The following is an 18,153-nucleotide window of genomic DNA, read 5'->3' as shown; positions in this document are numbered from 1 at the left end:
CGGTGCCTTCTGTTATTGTACGGTGACTTTTGCTTCTATTTTTTTCGCCGGGCGCTGTCCCAGAAAGAACGCGGCGGCAAATCCGGCCGCCAGCGTGACGAAGCTGATGACGAGCGTCACCGCAGACCCGTTCAATCCGGGGTAGACGATGACAAGGGAGCCGACGACCATTCCGATGACTAACGCATACATCACGGCCGGGAAGCGGGCGAGCAGCATGCGGATGAACTTGCTGCTGACGATAAAGCCAACGATTACGCCGCTGCCGATGATGGCGATCAACGGAATATCGAGGGTCGAGAGCGCGTGGATCGCCGTCGGATAGGCGCCGAGCAGCAGCAGTACGAACGAACCGCTGATTCCCGGCAGGATCATGGCCATGCTTCCGAGCCACCCTGCCAGAAATAGGAACACGCCGGATGAGGCGGTCAATTCAATAACCGGAGCCTGTCCCTCGGGACGGACAAAAGCGGTGGCCGCTACGGCTGCCCCTGCGGCAATAGCCAATACGTAATGGACGGCCTTGAAGGATCGGGAGGCGTCCGCTTCTTTCCACAGAAAAGGAAGTATGCCGACTATTAAACCCAAAAAGAAAAAGAACGTCGGCTGGGGATGCTCTGCCAGTAGCCATTTCATCAAGCGGCTGAGCAGCAGCAGGGCGGCGCCGACTCCAATACCCAGCGGAATGAGAAAGCCCAAGTGCTTCTTCCATTCCCGGCTGAAGAACCCGCTGATGGCGGCGATCAGACGCTCATATATCCCGAGGACGAGAGCGATTGTTCCGCCGCTGACGCCAGGAATGAGATCGCTGGCGCCAATGAGAATTCCGCGAATGATATTTTTCCACTCAAACATTGATAAGCTCCTTTACATATCGATAAGCCAAAACAAGCCATATCCATTGTACAATCATTTGCAGCGAGAGTCCAAAGGTTCACTTGTTCATTTCCCAACATTTTAAAAAGGAAAATGCATAAACCTCCTGCCTGTCTATCCATAATAATGGCGAGTGCTGAGCGCAGGTTCGGCCCATTTCATATCCTATAAGGAGGCTAAGGCATGACTTTTCAACCATTACGACCTCAAAGTCAGGCGCCGGGAGCCGGTCTGTCCGGCGGTATCGTGGCAAGCACGTACGCTGGCAATAACTCGGGTCCATCGGGCAGCACGGCGAACGAAGGCGCGTACAACAGCTTCAGCGGCCAAGGAAGCTTTGCACCGACAAGCGGCTATGGCTTGGCTGGCGGTCCGTCCGGCGGCATTGTGGCAAGCACGTACAGCGGCAACAGCTCTGGCCCGTCCGGCAGCACGGCGAATCAAGGCGCATACAACAGCTTCAGCGGTCAAGGAAGCTTCGCGCCGACCAGCGGCTATGGCGCGACCGGCGGTCTGTCCGGCGGCATCGTGGCAAGCACGTATGCCGGCAATAGCTCCGGCCCATCGGGCAGCACGGCGAATCAAGGCGCGTATAACAACTTCAGCGGTCAAGGAAGCTTCGCGCCGACAAGCGGCTATGGCTTGGCTGGCGGTCCGTCCGGCGGCATCGTGGCAAGCACGTATGCCGGCAATAGCTCCGGCCCATCGGGCAGCACGGCGAATCAAGGCGCGTATAACAACTTCAGCGGTCAAGGAAGCTTCGCGCCGACAAGCGGCTATGGCTTGGCTGGCGGTCTGTCCGGCGGCATCGTGGCAAGCACGTATGCCGGCAATAGCTCCGGCCCATCGGGCAGCACGGCGAATCAAGGCGCGTATAACAACTTCAGCGGTCAAGGAAGCTTCGCGCCGACAAGCGGCTACGGCATGGCTGGCGGTCTGTCCGGCGGCGGCATCGTGGCAAGCACGTATGTCGGCAATAACTCCGGCCCATCGGGCAGCACGGCGAACGAAGGGGCATACAACCGCTTCAGCGGCCAAGGCAGCTTCTCGGCGCTGGGCGGCCAAGGCTTATCGGGCGGCATTGTAAGCGGGCTTCAATCCAACTATGGAGCTTATCAACCAAGCGGCTTACATAGCTATGGAGCCCCAGCATTTGCAAGCCAAGCGTTCCAGCCAAGCGGTCAAGTACAAAGCATTACGGCGCAAACTCATGGCGCGCAACAAAACGTAGTGCCAAGCAACTTCCAGCCAAGCGGTCAAGTGCAAAGCATTACGGCTCAAACCCATGGCGCGCAGCAAAACGTAGTGCCAAGCAACTTCCAGCCAAGCGGCCAAACGCAAAGCATTACGGCTCAAACGCATGGCGCGCAGCAAAATGTAGTGCCAAGCAACTTCCAGCCAAGCGGTCAAACGCAAAGCATTACGGCACAAACTCATGGCGCGCAGCAAAATGTAGTGCCAAGCAACTTCCAGCCAAGCGGTCAAACGCAAAGCATTACGGCGCAAACTCATGGCGCGCAGCAAAATGTAGTGCCAAGCAACTTCCAGCCAAGCGGCCAAACGCAAAGCATTACGGCACAAACTCATGGCGCGCAGCAAAATGTAGTGCCAAGCAACTTCCAGCCAAGCGGTCAAACGCAAAGCATTACGGCGCAAACTCATGGCGCGCAGCAAAATGTAGTGCCAAGCAACTTCCAGCCAAGCGGTCAAACGCAAAGCATTACGGCTCAAACCCATGGCGCGCAGCAAAATGTAGTGCCAAGCAGCTTCCAGCCAAGCGGTCAAACGCAAAGCATCACGTCGTCGCTGTCTTCCAACGCATCTGCTTCCAGCGCGGCGGAGCTTGTGCGAAGCGTCCAGTCCGACAACCAATTGGGGTAATGACACGGCGGCTCTCCAGAGCCGCCTTTCTATTTTCGAATTCGCTATAAAAATATAGCTTGACATTCGTAAGTAACATTCGTTATTATACTTACATAAAGTAAGTTCATGTTATTTAATGAGCGACAGTGCTGAGTCAACATCAACAACTCGATCATTGATAGCAAATTTGACACAGAGGTGAAAGACCGATGAAAAAAGTATTGGTTGTAAACTCCAACCCGAAACCGACGGAAATGTCCTATGGACTCCGCCTGGGCGAGCATTACCTGGCTGCGCTGCAAGCGAAGGGCGACGTTGCCATCGAACGCGTGAACCTGTATGAAGATACGATTCCTCTCATTGACGGCAGCGTGCTGGACAGCTGGGGCAAAGCAGCGAAAGGCGAAGCGCTGACTCCGCAGCAAACGGAAGTGCTCGGCCGCATGAACGAGATTTTGGAGCAATTCATTGCCGCAGACCTGATTGTCTTCATTACGCCAATGTGGAACTTGAGCTATCCAACGATGCTGAAAGCTTATATCGATAACGTCATTATTGCTGGCCGCACGTTCAAATATACGGCAGAAGGCCCTCAAGGCCTGCTTCAAGGCAAGCGCGTCGTGCATATCGAAGCGCGCGGGGGCTTCTATTCCGAAGGACCGGCTCAGGCGTTCCAGTTCGCGAATTCGTATCTGAAGGCGGTTATGGGCTTCATCGGCATTACGGAGTATGAGAACATTGTCGTGGAAGGCATGAACGCCGTTCCGGACCGTGCCGAAGAATTGCTGGAGAATGCCAAGCGCGTGGCAGAAGAAAGCGTAGCACGTTTGTACGCTTCCGTGTAACGAAATAGTACCTTATCATAGGATTCATAAAGGTCTTACCAGACCGGCTCTTGCGAGAGCCGGTCTTTTTCTGCTTCGCCGCCATTGTCCGCTGTCACCAAATAGGCGCCTGCACATATGATGATATCGAAAGAAAGGAGGGGAGCGGACGAAGATGGCGGTCATCAAAGCAAATTCCGAAGACGCGAGGCTGCTGGCGCGGCTGCTGCGGGCCGAAGCGGAAGGCGAAGGAGAACTCGGCATGCTGATGGTTGGCAATGTCGGGGTGAATCGCATTTTAGCGAACTGTCTTGATTTTAGGAATATCAGGACGATGAGAGATATGGTATATCAGAGCCCGGGAGGATACGAAGCGGTTCAGAAAAGCTATTTCTATCAAAGGCCGCGTGAGTCCGAAATCCGACTGGCCAGGCGTGTCATCAACGGGGAGCGTACATGGCCAGCTACTTACGCGCTGTGGTTCTTCCGCCCGTCGGGAGAATGTCCGGCAACCTGGTACAATCAGCCGAATGCCGGGCGGTTTAAGGCCCATTGCTTCTTTGCCCCGTCTGGCGACGATTGTCCGGATGTGTACCGGTAAGTCTCCATCCTGCAGTGGCTGTTAAGCATGACCATCGCTTGTGACACAACAAATAAAAAGCCGTAAAGGCTGATAAGGAGAGAGTGCAAGATGAGTTACAGCTATTCCACGTATGGGTATTCCAATCCGCAGGCGTATCAGCCGCAATCTTGGGGCGGATCTTGGGGCGGGTCGAAATGTATGGTTCCCCCGACACCGACCCCGTATATGGCCGCCCCGACGACGTCCGGGTATATGATGCCGCAGCAATTGCAGGGAGCTGCCGTTCCGCCGTCGGTGCCAAGCGGGAGCATGATGACGCCAAGCGGTACGGTCATGCCTGCGGCGATCCCGATGTTCGAAGAGTCCTACATCGAAAACATTTTCCGGCTGAACCTGGGCAAAGTCGGCACCTTCTACATGACCTACGAGAATAACTCCCAATGGAACGCGAAGGTGTTCCGCGGCGTGCTGGAGGCAGCGGGACGCGATCATATTATTATCAGCGATCCGAATACGGGCCAGCGCATCGTGATGCTGATGGTCAATTTTGATTATGCGACCTTCGACGAGCCGTTGGCATATCAATATCCAGGCGTGACGCCGCGCCTGCAGGATGAGGCATAGTCGTTCATCCAGGCCGCTTCCATCGGATGCGGCTATTCTTCTGGCGCGGGCTTGTCCCGGGGGGCGGCAGGGGGAGAGATTGGATGCAGCGCCGTTCGGGTAATATAGGACAGTGTTTGATTTGGGGCGCGGAATGGGGCTATACTGGATAGAGGGAGCGCCATCGCGCAGTATCTGTATGGAATCACTTTTTTACTAATGAGGAGGTTGTTAACGTGATCGTTACTTTGAATAATGGTGTGCGCATGCCGCAGCTTGGCCTGGGGGTATGGCGCGTAGAAGAAGGGCAGCAAGTCAAAGAATCGGTCAAGACGGCGCTGGAGATTGGATACCGCCTCATTGATACGGCAGCGATCTATCAGAATGAAGCAGGCGTAGGCGAGGGAATGCGTGAGTCGGGCGTGAATCGCGAAGATATTTTCCTGACGACCAAAGTATGGAATTCCGATCAAGGCTACGACGAGACGCTGCGGGCGTTCGATGCCAGTCTGCACAAGCTGGGCACTGACTATGTAGACCTGTATCTGATTCATTGGCCGGTGCCTGCGAACGATAAGTATGTCGATACATACAAAGCGTTGGAAAAATTGTATGCCGACGGCCGCGTGCGGGCGATTGGCGTATCGAACTTCCATATCCCGCATCTGGAGCGGATTTTGCAGGAATGCAGCGTGAAGCCGACCGTCAACCAGGTGGAATGCCATCCGCGCCTGGCTCAGAACGAGCTGCGGGAATTCTGCACGCGCAACGAGATTCTGTTGGAGGCTTGGAGCCCGCTGATGCAGGGCGGCGATATATTGACGAACGAGACGATCGGGGCGATCGCGGGCCGGCATGGGAAGACGCCTGCGCAGACGGTGATTCGCTGGCATTTGCAGAAGGGGAACATCGTCATTCCTAAATCAGTCACGCCATCGCGCATCCGGGAAAACTTCGATGTATTCGACTTCGAGCTTGCGGAAGAAGAAATGGCCGATATCAACGGGCTGAATCAGGATAAGCGCGTCGGTCCGAATCCGGATGAATTCAATAACGCGTAAAGATAGCTGATATATTCGGGACCTGCGTCCCGGAGACAGGGAACCGTCCGGCAGATGCCGGGCGGTTCTTGCTTGTGCCTGGAGAACGAGGAACCGGGAACAGGCACACTACTCCTTCACGCCGAGCAAATAAGAGGCAATCATGTCGATGGTCTCCGCCTTGATCCGCTCGGATGAGACGGGCAGCGCGGAGAACACGATCGTGTCCACGAGCCTGTCCAGCGTCTCGAATACGACAAACGACGCAGCTTCGATGTCCGTGACGCGCAGCTGGTCCCGTGTCAGGTTCAAATACTCCAATGTAAGCCTCCGGCCTATCTCGTATTGCTCATCCATCAACTGTTTAATTTCCGCATCGGATTGATACATGACTTCCAGTTCATTGTGGAATTCGGTATAGACATCGTGGCTCCGAATCAGGCTGTCCACGACATGGGCAATCCCCGGCCGCACCCCGCTGTTCTGCAAATCAACTTCCTCCAGCGAGGCATTGAACGTGTCCATAAAATGTTGATTATACCGCTTCAGCGCCTCCACGAACACTTCCCGTTTGTCGGCAAAGTAAGCGTAAAAGCTTCCGGTCGAGACGCCGGCCGCCGCCGCAATCTGCTTCGTATTCGTCTGATGAAAGCCCTTCTCGGAGAAGAGGCGCATCGATGCCTGCAAAATCGCTTCTCTCGTTCGTATGCTCCGATCTTGGCTCGGTGTGCGGGTTGTCTGCTTCCCCTTGCTCACGAAGCCGCTCCCTCCCTTAATGATAACGATTGTAGTTGATTGTAGAGGAACTGTTCCGCTCTGTCAATGAAATATGAACTCTAGTTCAAATTTATCGTTGACAAACATGAACTAAAGTTCATATAATTCAAAAAGTGAACTATAGTTCATATTTTAAGGCGAAGGAGTGGAAGGCGTATGAACCTTGCGCTGCGAAGAACGGTTTCTTTTACCGCAATTATTCTCGGATTTTTTATGGCCTTGCTGGACACGACTATCGTCAATGTTGCGCTGCCGGAGATGGCGCGGCATTTCGGCGGGTCGGTCGGGCAAATTTCGTGGGTGGTTAACGGGTATAACCTTGCGTTCGCCGTCTTTATTATGACGGCGGCCCGCTTGGCGGACCAGTTCGGAAGGAAGAAAATTTTTCTGGCGGGGGTGCTGCTGTTCACGCTGGCCTCGCTGTTCGCCGGCCTTGCGCCGAACGCGGGAACGCTGATTGCGATGCGGGTCGTTCAAGGCTTGGCGGGAGCCATTATCGTGCCGGTGACGGTGCCGATGGCGACGAATCTGTTCCCGAAGGAGATGCATGGAACGATCATCGGCATCTGGGGAGCGATTTCGGGCCTGGCTGCGGCCAGCGGCCCGGCGCTTGGCGGAGTTCTGACGGAGAAGCTGAATTGGCAGTGGATTTTCTATGTCAATGTGCCGCTGGGCATCATCTGTATGCTGTTGACGCTCGTCTTCATTAAGGAGTCGTATGATCCAACTTCCGGCCGGCGCATCGACTATGCGGGGACGCTGGCCATTACGGCCGCGATGTTCAGTCTGACGTACGGTCTGATTCAAGCGAATGAATACGGTTGGGATTCTCTGCAGATTATGCTGCTGCTCGGCGGGGGAGGGCTATTGCTGGCGCTTTTTTTCATCGCGGAGTGGAAGGGGAAGGAACCGATGCTGCCGCTTGGCATGCTCAAGATTAGAGCGTTCAACGGGGCGGCGATTACGATGTTTATCGTCGGCGCCGGATTGATGGTGATTTTCTTCTTGACGTCATTCTTCCTGACGCGAATGATGGACATGTCCGAGCTGCGGGCCGGCCTCTTGCTGTCGGTCGTCGCCCTGGGCTCAATGCTCTCCTCCGCAGTCGTCGGGCCGCTGTCCAATCGCTTCGGCAGCCGTTTGTTCGCGGTGGCCGGGCTTGCGATGATGGGCGCAGCCGCCTATTGGCTTGGCAGTCTGGAGGCCCGCTCGACCGTCATGGACGTCGTGGCCCGGCTGGCGCTGGCGGGATTCGGGATGGGCATGACGATCGTGCCGGTCATGGCCTCCTCTGTTCGCAATGTGCCGGAGGAGAAGGTCGGCATATCGTCCGGGGTCGTCAATATGACCAAGGCGCTGGGCAGTGCGCTCGGCGTCGCTCTTATCGTCACGATGTTGCAGTCCAATATGACGCAGGAACTGGAGGAGGCGCGCCTGCTCGCGGCTGACACGCTGCGAGCGAACACGGTGCTCGATGACGCGCTCAAGGAGCAGTTGTCGGAGAAGCTGGCGGCTCCCGCTCCGGCCGCGAACATGGCATCGCCGAAGCTGTCCGCCGAGACGGCGCTTGCCGGGATAGAGGAGCAAGGGGCCCGTGCCGCCGCCGAGCTTCCGCCGGAGCAGCGGGAGGTCTTCGCGAAGCATCTGGACGGCCAGATGCAGGAAGTGAAGCGGCTGCTGGGACAGGTGGAGGATGACTATCGGGCAGCGGCCACCCGTGCCTTCAGCCGCACCTTCGTCATCTCCTGCTGGCTGCTCCTGCTGGGTATTCCGTTCGCCTGGATCAGCGACAAGCGGCGTACAAGGAGCCGATAGCCAGGGCTGGGGCGGAACGATCCGGCTCGTCCGGCCGCCCGCTGTCCGGCGCTTCGCCCCGGTTCACTCCTTCGGCAGCTGCAGCCGGGCGAGCGCCGCGAACGGATTCGCATCCGTATCGTCTTCCGGCTCGTCCCGGTAGACGACCGCGCTCTCGTAGCTCGGATGCTCCTGAACTTCATTCCGCTGAAGCTGGATATGATCGATCATATGGATGTAGATGAGCGCCGTATTGTATGCGTCATCGAGCGCCCGGTGCTGCGTGCCGACGAACGGAACCTGCAGCGTGTCAAGCGCGGTCTTCAGCCCGACCTGCTGGTGGCTGCCCCGGTTCATGACCAGGGACACCGGCTTCTGCAAATTGTTGTGGTTGCGCAGCCAGTGGAGCGGGATGCGCTTCATGCGGCATTCCTTCAGGAACTGGGCTTTGTCGTCCGGACCCCAGGAACAGAGCGCGTAATCCTCCGTATCAATCCAGGCGACGAATTGATCCAGCACATCCTGCAGGACGGGAGAAGCGTTGACGTCTTCCTGGCGGATGCCCGTGAAATTAACCGTATCCTGCGACAGCTTGGGGGAGAGCGTCGGCTTGACGAAGGCTTGGAATGTGTCGACGATGGCGGCCTTGCCGTCCTGCTCCGCTACTTTTACCGCGCCGATCTCGATAATCTCCGCGAATTCCCCTTTTTTCCGCTTTACGGTCATTTCCAGGTCATAGATGATGGCTAACATGGGCTTACTCCTGTTCTGTTCATTTAGTCTCTCTGTATTTTACCATAAAAGACAAGTCAGGTTGGAAGGAACTACTTGGATAGGAGGGACAAACGGAAAGAAGCGGCCCAAAGGGAAGCAACCGGCCCAAACGGAAGGAGCGCCAAATGGAACCGCCGCCTCTGCCGTGAAGGGCAAAGACGGCGGTCTATCTTTTACACAGCGGTAAAACGGTACAGGATGCTGCAGAAATCATGCTCCATCTGCGGCACATGAATCCCTGCGTACATGAGTTCATCGCCGCCATAAATGCGGCCGGTCTGTTCCAGGCGGTACATGGTATCCGGGCACAAACCTCGAAGCTTGATGCGGCCGATCGCCGGGTTCGGCCCGGCGAGCACGCGGAAATGGCCGAGCAGCGCCTCCTTGCGATCCGCGGAGACGAACATCCATGCCGTCACGGGGCTGGTGAACGGACTGGAGAGGCGGTACATGTCCCCGTGCTGCACGAGAGCGCGCACCGATTTGTAGAACGCCACCTGCTCCTTGACCTCCGTCTTCTCCGCCTCCGTGAACTTCGTCAGGTCGAGCTCATAGCCTAGATTCCCGGACATCGCGACATGTCCTCTCATCTCCAGTGAGGTAACGCGCCCAATCTGATGGTTAGGGACAGCCGATACATGCGCCCCCATGGCGCTGGCCGGGTAGACGAGGCTGGTGCCGTATTGAATCTTAAGGCGCTCGACGGCATCGGTATTGTCGCTTGTCCACGTCTGCGGCATGTAGAAGAGCATCCCCGGGTCGAAGCGGCCGCCGCCGCCGGAGCAGCTCTCGAAAAGCACCTCCGGGAAGGCGGAGGTCACCTGCTCCATGACGCGGTACACGCCCAGCATGTAGCGGTGCGCCGTCTCCCGCTGCCGCTCGGGCGGCAGGGCGGCCGAGCCAATCTCCGTCATGTTGCGGTTCATATCCCATTTGACATAGGCGATCGGGGCGCTCGACAAAATACCGGTGAGCATGTCCGCAACCGCACGGCACACGTCCTCGCGGGAGAAATCCAGAATAAGCTGCGAGCGGGCCTGCGTCCGTCTCCGCTCCGGGACGTGCAGACACCAATCCGGATGGGCGCGGTACAGCTCGCTGTCCGGGGAGATCATTTCCGGCTCGAACCAAAGGCCGAACTGAACCCCCTGCGCATTGACCCGCTTCGCGACATCCGCCAATCCGCCCGGCAGCTTCTCCGTGTTCACGAACCAATCGCCCAGAGAACTGCGGTCATCATTGCGCTTCCCGAACCAGCCGTCGTCCAGCACGAGCAGCTCGATTCCCAGTTCAGCGGCGCCGCCGGCCAACGCTTCGATCTTGTCTGCGGTAAAATCGAAATAGGTGGCCTCCCAGTTGTTGACCAGCACCGGCCGCTCCCGATCGCGGTACCGGCCGCGGCAGAGCCGGGTGCGGTACAGCCGGTGATAGGTCCGGGACATCCCGCCCAGCCCGGCGGCCGAATAGACCATGACCGCTTCCGGCGTCTGGAATGATTCGCCCGGCTCCAGCAGCCATTCGAAGTCGAACGGATTCAATCCCATCGAGACGCGCGTCGAACGGAATTGATCGATTTCCGCCTGGGCCAGGAAGCTTCCGCTGTAGACGAGGCTGAAGCCGTACACTTCGCCGTGCTCTTCATCCGCTCCCCGCGACAGCAGCGCAATGAACGGATTGTGCTGATGGCTGCTTGAGCCGCGGCGGCTCTCGACCGATTGCGTGCCGGCCGCCAGCGGGTGCCGCTCGATATGGCGCTCGCGCGCCCAGGCGCCCGGCAGGCGGAGCAGGTCGAACTCCGCATGCGGGAAATCGACGCTCATGCTGAGCGCCCGCTGCAGCTTCATCGCCGCACCGCCCGCATTGCGGTAGCAGACGGAACGCGCAATGGCGTCATGCTCCGCGAATACGGTATACCGCAGTATTGCCTGCAGGCCCGTGACCGCATCCTCCAGCTCGATCTCCAGCGTCATCGCTTCTTCATCGGCTTCGGCATAGGTCGCTGGCAGCCCTTCCAGAGCGGGCTTCCCGCTGATAATCGCATGGCGCCGGTACATCAGCTCGGACGCCGTCCCTCCGTGGGCCTGCCGCGCTTCATAGGCGGGATGGCGGAAGTCGCCGCAGCCATACCCCGGCAGCTCTTGGGGGAGCGTATCGGGCGAGAACGAACGGTCTCGCGGATCCGGATTCGGATGGAACGAGCATCGCTCCACATAAGGGATTCGCTCCAGGGCGTGAATGCCTCTCAGCTTGCGCCCCCAATAGATATGGGCGAGATAGCCGCCCTTCACCACTTGCATGATGTAGCTTGTGTTCGGCGTCTGCAGGTGAAAGAGCTGCTCCGCCTCGTTGTAGTCAATCTTCAACGTGATCCCTCCCGTGACGTACATAGCGGCTACTGCATATTTTGCCGTTTCCGTTTTTTCTTATATTCGGAGGGAGAGCATCCCTCGAATTCGAAGAAGCACTTCGTAAAGTGTCTTGTGCTGAAATAGCCGACTTGCTCGGCAACCTGCTGCACCTGCAGCGACGGGTCGGCAAGCAGCTGCTTCGCCCGCATCATCCGCAGCCGCATCACGTATTTCACGAACGTCGTGCCCGTTGTCTGATGGAATAATGTGCTCAAATAGTTGGGCGTGACATGAAAATCCCGCGCCAGCTCCGTCAACGTAATCTCGCTCGCATAATGCTGCTCCAGATAGGAGATGACCTGTTCAATCATCGTGGAGCCGCAATCCTTGGAAGCCTGGTGCTGCAGCAGGCTGTCTCCGGCCTCGTGAAGCCCCTCTATCCAGTTCTCGCTGCAGATGTCAATCCGCCGGTTCATCGTGACGGATAGATACGCCTTAATCGATTGCGCGACGGACGGGGAGCAGGCGGACAAGCGCTCCGCCTGGAACAGCTGCCACAGCCGATCGGCGGTCTTCATATAGGACAAGTAGTGACGGCCCTTATAGGCCTCGCTCAGATCGAGCCACAGCCGGCTGAATTCTGCCAGAATCCCAGACTGCGATCCGATCAGCAGTTCCTTGCTCCAGTGCCTGCCTATCCCTCTTGTTACGCGCAAGGGAGCGAAGCGGGCACATTCGTTCAACTCGTGCCGCAGCTCCTGGAGCGAGGCGCATATTCCCGTAGAGAACAGCGTCACGGTCACGGCAGCCTGCGCGCCGCTTGCCGTCTGCGCCTCATCCTCCAGCTCGCGCAGCAGCCTGCGCATCGCCCGGCTTCCTTCCTGCTCCCGCTCCGGCAGCCAGGCGCCGATAAGAGCCATATGGCCATGGGGGAGCAGGAACAGCGCCGGATAGAAGGATTCGGACACGGCCGCTTCCATCTTCTGGCGCAGCCGGGAAAAGTACTGCTGATGGAAAGCTTTCTCCCGTTCCTTCAGGCTGCTGTCAATCGCGAACGAGATGCCCATATACTGCGCCTGCTCAATAAACGGATCGTGGCATGATAAGTGAGGATCGACCCAGCCCGAAAAGGCGGCGTTCAAGTTGCTCTCGAACTGCTTATACAGCAGGCTGCGCTGCTCCCGGACGATCCCGGCGACCCGCAGCAGCGCCTGTTCCAATTCCTTGGCGCTAGACGGCTTCAGCAAATAATCGGCCGCTCCCAGCTTGACCGATTCCCGGGCGCTGTCGAAGTCCGAGAATCCGGTCAAAATAATCCACTGCGTCAGTGGAGAAAGAGCTTTCCCGAGGCGCATCGCTTCCAGCCCGCCCATCTCCGGCATTCTCAGATCGAGCAGCACGATGTCGGGCCTGCAGTCCGGCAGCAGTTCGAGCAGATCCTCTCCGCTCTCCGCTTCCCCGCATATGCCGAACGGGTGCGGCATCTCTTGAATCATGCTCACCAGCGTCATGCGTACCAAATATTCATCATCGGCAATGAGAATTTTCATGGACTCACTTCTTCCTTGCGGATTTGAATCGTAATGCTCGTGCCCTCGTCCACCGCGCTCTGAACGGCAAAGGCTGCCGACGGATAGAGGAGGCGCAATCGTTCCTTCGTATTGGCCAGCCCGACCGCATTCGGCCGGACGGCTGATTCATCGAAGCCCTTCCCGGTATCCTTCATCGCAATCGAGAGCCATGGCTCCCCATCGACCGACACCTCCATGGCCTGCACTTGCAGGAAGGCCGGGCGCCTGAGCGGCTCGATGCCATGAATGATGGCGTTCTCAACGAGCGGCTGCAGCAGCAGCTTCGGAATCATGGCATCTCCGACGGCCTCGTCATGTTCGATGCGGAACGTGAACTTATTCCCGAAGCGCAACTGCTGCAGCTCGCAATAGCGCTGCAAAAAATCGAACTCCTCCCGAAGCGTGCTTTTGGGCCGATCCTCCAGCGTATACCGCAGCATCCGGCTGAGCGATACGATGGCTTCTTCCAGCACATCCCGCTTATTCATCCGGTTCAGGCCGATAAATCCATTTAACGTATTGTAGAGAAAATGCGGCTGAATCTGCGACTGCAGCGCGCGATATTCCGCTTCCTTCAACTGCAGCTTGGCGATGTATTCGCGCTTGACCATGTCGCTGATTTGATCCGCCATCGCATTGTAGGCGAGCGACAGCTCATGGATTTCGCCCGTCCCGTTCCTCATCTCGATGCGCGACTGCCAGTCTCCGCGCCGGAAGCGGTTCATCGCGGCGAGCAGCTTGTGGTACGGGTTGATGATCCAGCGCGACAGCAGCTTGAACAGCAGGAACGTCGCCGCGATTCCAGCAATGGCGAACAAGCCGCCGACGATATAGAACCAGCGGATGTTGTTCATTAATTCCGTCTTGGATAGCAGCACGACGATGCTCCAACCCGAGCTGCTCATCTGCTTGGCGATCTTGACATAGGAGTCGCGCTCGCCCTCGACCATGTCGCCCGGCTGCACCGCTTGAAGCTGGATCTTCTCCGACAGCGGATGATTGGAGAAGATCAATTGATTGTCCTGGTCATAGATGCTGACAATCGAAGATACGTCGAATTCGATGTCCTTGACCAGATGGTTGATGATGGACAGATCCGCATCCGCCATCAGCACGGCCAACGGCTGCCGCGAGTCCGGATCCTGGATCAGCCGGGCGACGGAGAACGCATGCGATACGGCCGGGTTCGTCACGTAGTAGCGCGGATGCGGGCTAATGAAGACGGTCTTGCCGTCTGCCTCGACCGCCTTTTTGTACCAGGATTGATTCCGGAAGGAATAATTTTCGGTAATCTGTCCTCCTTGCGAGGAGGGGAGCATATAGGTCGAGCCGTCCAACGGCAACAGCACGATGCCCAGAATGTCGCTGCGCAGATTGCGCATCAAGTTCGGCAACCCGTTGCGCAGGGCGCGTTCCGAGAGCAGCTTCGTATAATCGTCCACGGTGCTGTAGCGGGAGCTCGCTTTTAATTTCAAGGCGTTCATCACTTCGTCGCTCAAGTAGGGGGTAATGGTCAGCCGCACCAGATCATCGAGATAGGTTTCCATATTTTTCGACAGCGACTCCAAAATCGTCTCCGTCTGCTTCGAAGTCCGTTCGGTAATGACGTTGTAAAAATAGGAGGGCATCACATAAACGATGACAAGCATCGGAATCATCAGGATGATGAAATACAGCACAAGCAGCTTCGACCGAAGCGAATGCAATTTCTGCGAAATCATGATGCCCTCCCCAATTGCGGTGCGGATGCGAACCGGTAACTCTGTTTATCCTTTGACGGCGCCTGAAGACAGGCCGTGTATGAACTGCTTCTGCAGCGCCAAGTAGACCAATGTAATCGGCAGCGCTCCCATCAGCGATCCGGCGGCGACCCAACCGATATTGCTGTTGTATTGTCCGAAAAATTTCGCCAACGACACGGTGATGGTTCGCACTTCTGTTTTTTCCAGAAAAAAGACCGAGAACTGATAGTCATTCCAAATTGCGACGCCCGCCAAAATAATGACGGTGGCTGTAACCGGCTTCAGCAGCGGCATGATCAGCCGGAAAAACAGCCCGACACGGCTGGAGCCGTCGATCATGCCGGCCTCATCCAGATCCTTCGGGATGGTGCCAATGAACCCGGTAAATAAAAAGATGGTGATCGGCAGGTTGAACGTCACGTGAATCAAAATAATTCCCCAGTACGTATTCAAGGCATGGATATCGACATAGAAGCGGTACAAGGGGACCAAAATGGCCAGCGGCGGCACAATGAGCACCGAGATGAACAGCATGTACATGAACTTGTTCCACTTCGTCTGATGCCGGGCCAGCGGATAGGCGGCCAGCGAGCCGCTCGCGACGACGAGCACGACAGCGATGCCGGTGATCAGGATGTTATTGATGAACGCTCTGCCGAGATTCGCTTCATTCCAGGCGTTCAAGAAGTTGTCGAGATAGACATACCCCGGAAAGGCCCATTTGGAAGACAGATCGTCGGCCGCCTTGAAGGAACTGGTCAATAAAATATAAAACGGAATGGTATGGAGCGCAATGACAATGATCGAACCGATGGCGATCAGCCATTTTTTGTATGCTTTCATTATTGCTGCATCTCCTTTCTTCGCAAGAAGTACAGCGCAGACATGCTGATGACGGAGATGATGACGAACATCAGGTTGCCGAGCGAAGCCGCATACCCCGCGTCTTGTCTGGAGAAATACAGGTGATACATCAAGGTGGACAGCGAGGAGGACGCATAGCCCGGTCCGCCGTTCGTCATGGCGATAATGACATCGAACAGCTTCAGTCCGCCGATAAGATTGAGCACGACGTTGATCGTAATCGATGGAGCAAGCAGCGGCAGCGTAATGTTGCGGAACTGCTTGAGCGATGAGGCGCCGTCGATCTGCGCCGCTTCATAGTACTCCTTCGAGATCGACTGCAGGCCGGCTAAATAGATCACCATGGCAATCCCCATGTATTGGAACGTATTGACAAACGTAATGATCCATACGTTAATATCCGCATTCGCTAATAAATTGATCGGCTCGTCCTGGAACCATAAAATAATATCGTTCAAGGCGCCTCCGTCATATTGGAACACAAAATACCAAATGTAGCCCATGATGAGCGGGCTGATAATGACCGGTAAATAAACGATGGTACGGATGAGCCCTTTGGCCCGTATCGAGCGGTTCAAATATAAAGCGTACAGCAGGCCGAGTATATTTTGCAGCACCGTGCTGCCGACGCCGTAAATGATCGTGTTTTTCATCACGTTGACAATCTGCGGATCGGAGAACATGCGGCGATAGTTCTCGAAGCCGATCCAGCGGAAATCTTGGGAGTAGCCGTCCCAGTTCGTAAACGAGATCTGAATTCCCTTCATAAAAGGATAAAAGACAAAGGCGGCAAACAGCGCCAAGGCGGGAATATAAAAGAGATTCAGCACGCTGCCGGACGACCGTTTTCTGTTCGTATTCATCGTGTTCTCACTCCTGACCTCTCATAGAGAGAGGGCTTGCTCGAATGAACAAGGCCCTCTTCTGCTGCGCGAGTCGTCTATCTATCTGTTGCGCAATCGCTCTACTTCCTGCTTCATCACTTCAGAATATTGCTCCGGCGTAATGCGATCCGCCAGAAGCTCCGTGCCCTGCTTGCACAAGACGTCCCACATTCCGCTCGGCAAATAAACGCGGTCGAAGTAAGGGAATACGCGGACATCCTTGTACTGCTCATAATAAGGCGAGAATTCGTGCTTCGCATCAACGCCCTTGAGGCCCGGAGGAAGCATGGTGACATTCGCGATTTTGCTCATGTTCTCCGGCTTGGCGAAGAAGGCAAGCAATTTTTTTGCTTCTTCCATATTCTTTGTGTCTTTCCATACGCCCATCGTAAAGCGCTCGCCGCCCGAGAAGCTCGGTTCGTCGCCGGCAACCAGCGCAGGCACAGGCATATAGCCGATCTTCATCTCTTGGTTCATTTTGCGCACTTCTTCGGCAAAGCTCGGATTGACCATGACGAAGGCAACTTTTCCTTCCGCGAACTGGCGGGAGGCATCGCTGTATTTCGCCGTAATGACGTCTTTATTGATGTAGCCCTTTTTGTGCATCTCCTGGAATTTTTCCGGGAGCGGCGTCCATTTCGTCCAGTCAAAGGTTCCATTCAGGAGCGCTTCCTTCTCATTCTGCTCCGGGCTGATGAGGAGCGGGGTCGCCATCAGATCGAAGTACTGGCCGATCGTCCAATCGTCGATGCCGGAGAAGTGGAAAGGCACCGTCTCGCCGTTCGTTTCCTTCACGATCTTGTCGGCCGCCGCCATCAGCTCGTCGAACGTGGACGGCACGGGAATATTCAATCGCTCCAACAGGTCGGCGTTGTAGGTAAAGCCGTCCTTGGCTTCGCTTAGCACAAGCGCATATACTTTGCCGTCCTTGTCTGTGACGACATCCTTGATCGTGTCCGTTAGCTGAGGAACCCATGGTTCATCGCGCAGATCGGCCAAGTAATTGCCGTAGCGCACCTGTGCCCAGCCGTGCGTATCGAAGATATCCGGCATTTCGTTCGCCGCCATTTTGACCTTCAAAATATTATCATGCTCCGAGCCGGGGAATTGCAGGTCGACTTCGATGTCCGGATTTTCTTCTTCAAATGCGGCCACGATGTCTTTGTATGCGCGTTGAACCACCGGATCGTTCACGCTGCTGTCGACGGTGATTTTCGTGGATGCCGATTGGTTCTTTTTCGCCGGTTCGGTGTCGGTTGCCGTATCTCCCGAGCGGCTGGAGCATCCGGCCAGCAGCATAATGGCCGCCAGGGCGATGGCTGCCCCTTTCATGAATCTGGTTTTCATGTGATTGAGACCTCCTAGTTGTAAGCGTTGCCACCATTCTATCAACTTCTCATTTTGCCTGATACGACCTAATCTACGATGAAAGCGCTCTTTTTTAAACAAGATTCCATATAATGGCGATACATGCATTGCTGCCTGTTCGGGGGGACGAAGCGGTTGTGACTGCGTTCTCCGCGGGTCCGGTTCAACACGGCGCGTTGCTATTCGGCGAGCAGAGCCTCATTATAGCAGAAGCCGATGGAAGCAAGCTGCCGATCGGCTCC

General features: G+C 56.4%; 15 protein-coding genes. 6 read left to right on the top strand and 9 right to left on the bottom strand.

Features of this window, described 5'->3' with window-relative positions; genetic code table 11:
- Positions 1-12 precede the first annotated feature (12 nt).
- A complete protein-coding gene (locus tag NNL35_RS25375) occupies positions 13-855 on the bottom strand; it encodes a DUF368 domain-containing protein (RefSeq protein WP_006679943.1) in 843 nt (280 codons plus the stop codon).
- Positions 856-1,059: 204 nt separating this feature from the next.
- Here NNL35_RS25375 and NNL35_RS25370 point away from each other — a divergent pair, with 204 nt between their 5' ends.
- The 5 genes from NNL35_RS25370 to NNL35_RS25350 all read left to right on the top strand — a co-directional run bounded on the left by NNL35_RS25370 (position 1,060) and on the right by NNL35_RS25350 (position 5,810).
- Positions 1,060-2,757 (top strand): hypothetical protein, encoded by a 1,698-nt coding sequence (locus NNL35_RS25370; protein ID WP_254553850.1) that lies wholly within the window; start codon positions 1,060-1,062, stop codon positions 2,755-2,757.
- A 191-nt stretch (positions 2,758-2,948) separates the two neighbouring features.
- Complete coding sequence (locus NNL35_RS25365) at positions 2,949-3,584, top strand: FMN-dependent NADH-azoreductase (RefSeq protein WP_006675044.1); 636 nt, start codon at positions 2,949-2,951, stop codon at positions 3,582-3,584.
- Positions 3,585-3,738: 154 nt separating this feature from the next.
- Positions 3,739-4,164 (top strand): cell wall hydrolase, encoded by a 426-nt coding sequence (locus NNL35_RS25360; RefSeq protein ID WP_006675043.1) that lies wholly within the window; start codon positions 3,739-3,741, stop codon positions 4,162-4,164.
- Positions 4,165-4,254: 90 nt separating this feature from the next.
- Positions 4,255-4,770, top strand: coding sequence for a spore coat protein GerQ (gene gerQ, locus NNL35_RS25355; protein ID WP_006675042.1), 516 nt, complete (start codon positions 4,255-4,257; stop codon positions 4,768-4,770).
- A 215-nt stretch (positions 4,771-4,985) separates the two neighbouring features.
- Positions 4,986-5,810, top strand: a complete 825-nt coding sequence (locus NNL35_RS25350) for an aldo/keto reductase (protein WP_006675041.1) — start codon at positions 4,986-4,988, stop codon at positions 5,808-5,810.
- 108 nt (positions 5,811-5,918) lie between these two features.
- Here the strand turns inward: NNL35_RS25350 and NNL35_RS25345 are convergent, their stop codons facing one another.
- Positions 5,919-6,545 (bottom strand): TetR/AcrR family transcriptional regulator, encoded by a 627-nt coding sequence (locus NNL35_RS25345; RefSeq protein WP_006675040.1) that lies wholly within the window; start codon positions 6,543-6,545, stop codon positions 5,919-5,921.
- Between the two features lie 177 nt (positions 6,546-6,722).
- Between NNL35_RS25345 and NNL35_RS25340 the strand changes: the two genes are divergently transcribed.
- The gene (locus NNL35_RS25340; protein WP_006675039.1) at positions 6,723-8,381 is read left to right on the top strand and encodes an MFS transporter; all 1,659 of its coding nucleotides are present in this window, start codon (positions 6,723-6,725) and stop codon (positions 8,379-8,381) included.
- A gap of 63 nt (positions 8,382-8,444) precedes the next feature.
- On the opposite strand, the gene NNL35_RS25335 is transcribed toward NNL35_RS25340, so the two are convergent.
- The 7 genes from NNL35_RS25335 to NNL35_RS25305 form a co-directional block, all read right to left on the bottom strand.
- Positions 8,445-9,113, bottom strand: coding sequence for a 3'-5' exonuclease (locus NNL35_RS25335; protein ID WP_006675038.1), 669 nt, complete (start codon positions 9,111-9,113; stop codon positions 8,445-8,447).
- Positions 9,114-9,307: 194 nt separating this feature from the next.
- Positions 9,308-11,497 carry an alpha-galactosidase gene (locus NNL35_RS25330; RefSeq protein WP_006675037.1) on the bottom strand — a complete coding sequence of 730 codons (2,190 nt, stop codon included), beginning with the start codon at positions 11,495-11,497 and terminating at the stop codon, positions 9,308-9,310.
- 29 nt (positions 11,498-11,526) lie between these two features.
- Entirely contained in the window at positions 11,527-13,032 is a 1,506-nt protein-coding gene (locus NNL35_RS25325) for a response regulator transcription factor (protein ID WP_006675036.1), read from the bottom strand.
- Positions 13,029-14,774 carry a sensor histidine kinase gene (locus tag NNL35_RS25320; RefSeq protein WP_006675035.1) on the bottom strand — a complete coding sequence of 582 codons (1,746 nt, stop codon included), beginning with the start codon at positions 14,772-14,774 and terminating at the stop codon, positions 13,029-13,031. Before NNL35_RS25320 ends, NNL35_RS25325 begins: the two co-directional genes overlap by 4 nt.
- 45 nt (positions 14,775-14,819) lie before the next feature.
- Positions 14,820-15,638 carry a carbohydrate ABC transporter permease gene (locus tag NNL35_RS25315; RefSeq protein ID WP_006675034.1) on the bottom strand — a complete coding sequence of 273 codons (819 nt, stop codon included), beginning with the start codon at positions 15,636-15,638 and terminating at the stop codon, positions 14,820-14,822.
- A complete protein-coding gene (locus NNL35_RS25310) occupies positions 15,638-16,522 on the bottom strand; it encodes a carbohydrate ABC transporter permease (RefSeq protein WP_006675033.1) in 885 nt (294 codons plus the stop codon). The genes NNL35_RS25315 and NNL35_RS25310 overlap by 1 nt, the downstream gene beginning before the upstream one ends.
- A gap of 81 nt (positions 16,523-16,603) precedes the next feature.
- The gene (locus tag NNL35_RS25305) at positions 16,604-17,890 is read right to left on the bottom strand and encodes an ABC transporter substrate-binding protein (protein WP_006675032.1); all 1,287 of its coding nucleotides are present in this window, start codon (positions 17,888-17,890) and stop codon (positions 16,604-16,606) included.
- Positions 17,891-18,153 lie beyond the last annotated feature (263 nt).

This window comes from Paenibacillus dendritiformis (genome assembly GCF_945605565.1).
Lineage (GTDB): Bacteria > Bacillota > Bacilli > Paenibacillales > Paenibacillaceae > Paenibacillus_B > Paenibacillus_B dendritiformis_A.
This window is presented reverse-complemented; position numbering and strand designations above follow the sequence as displayed.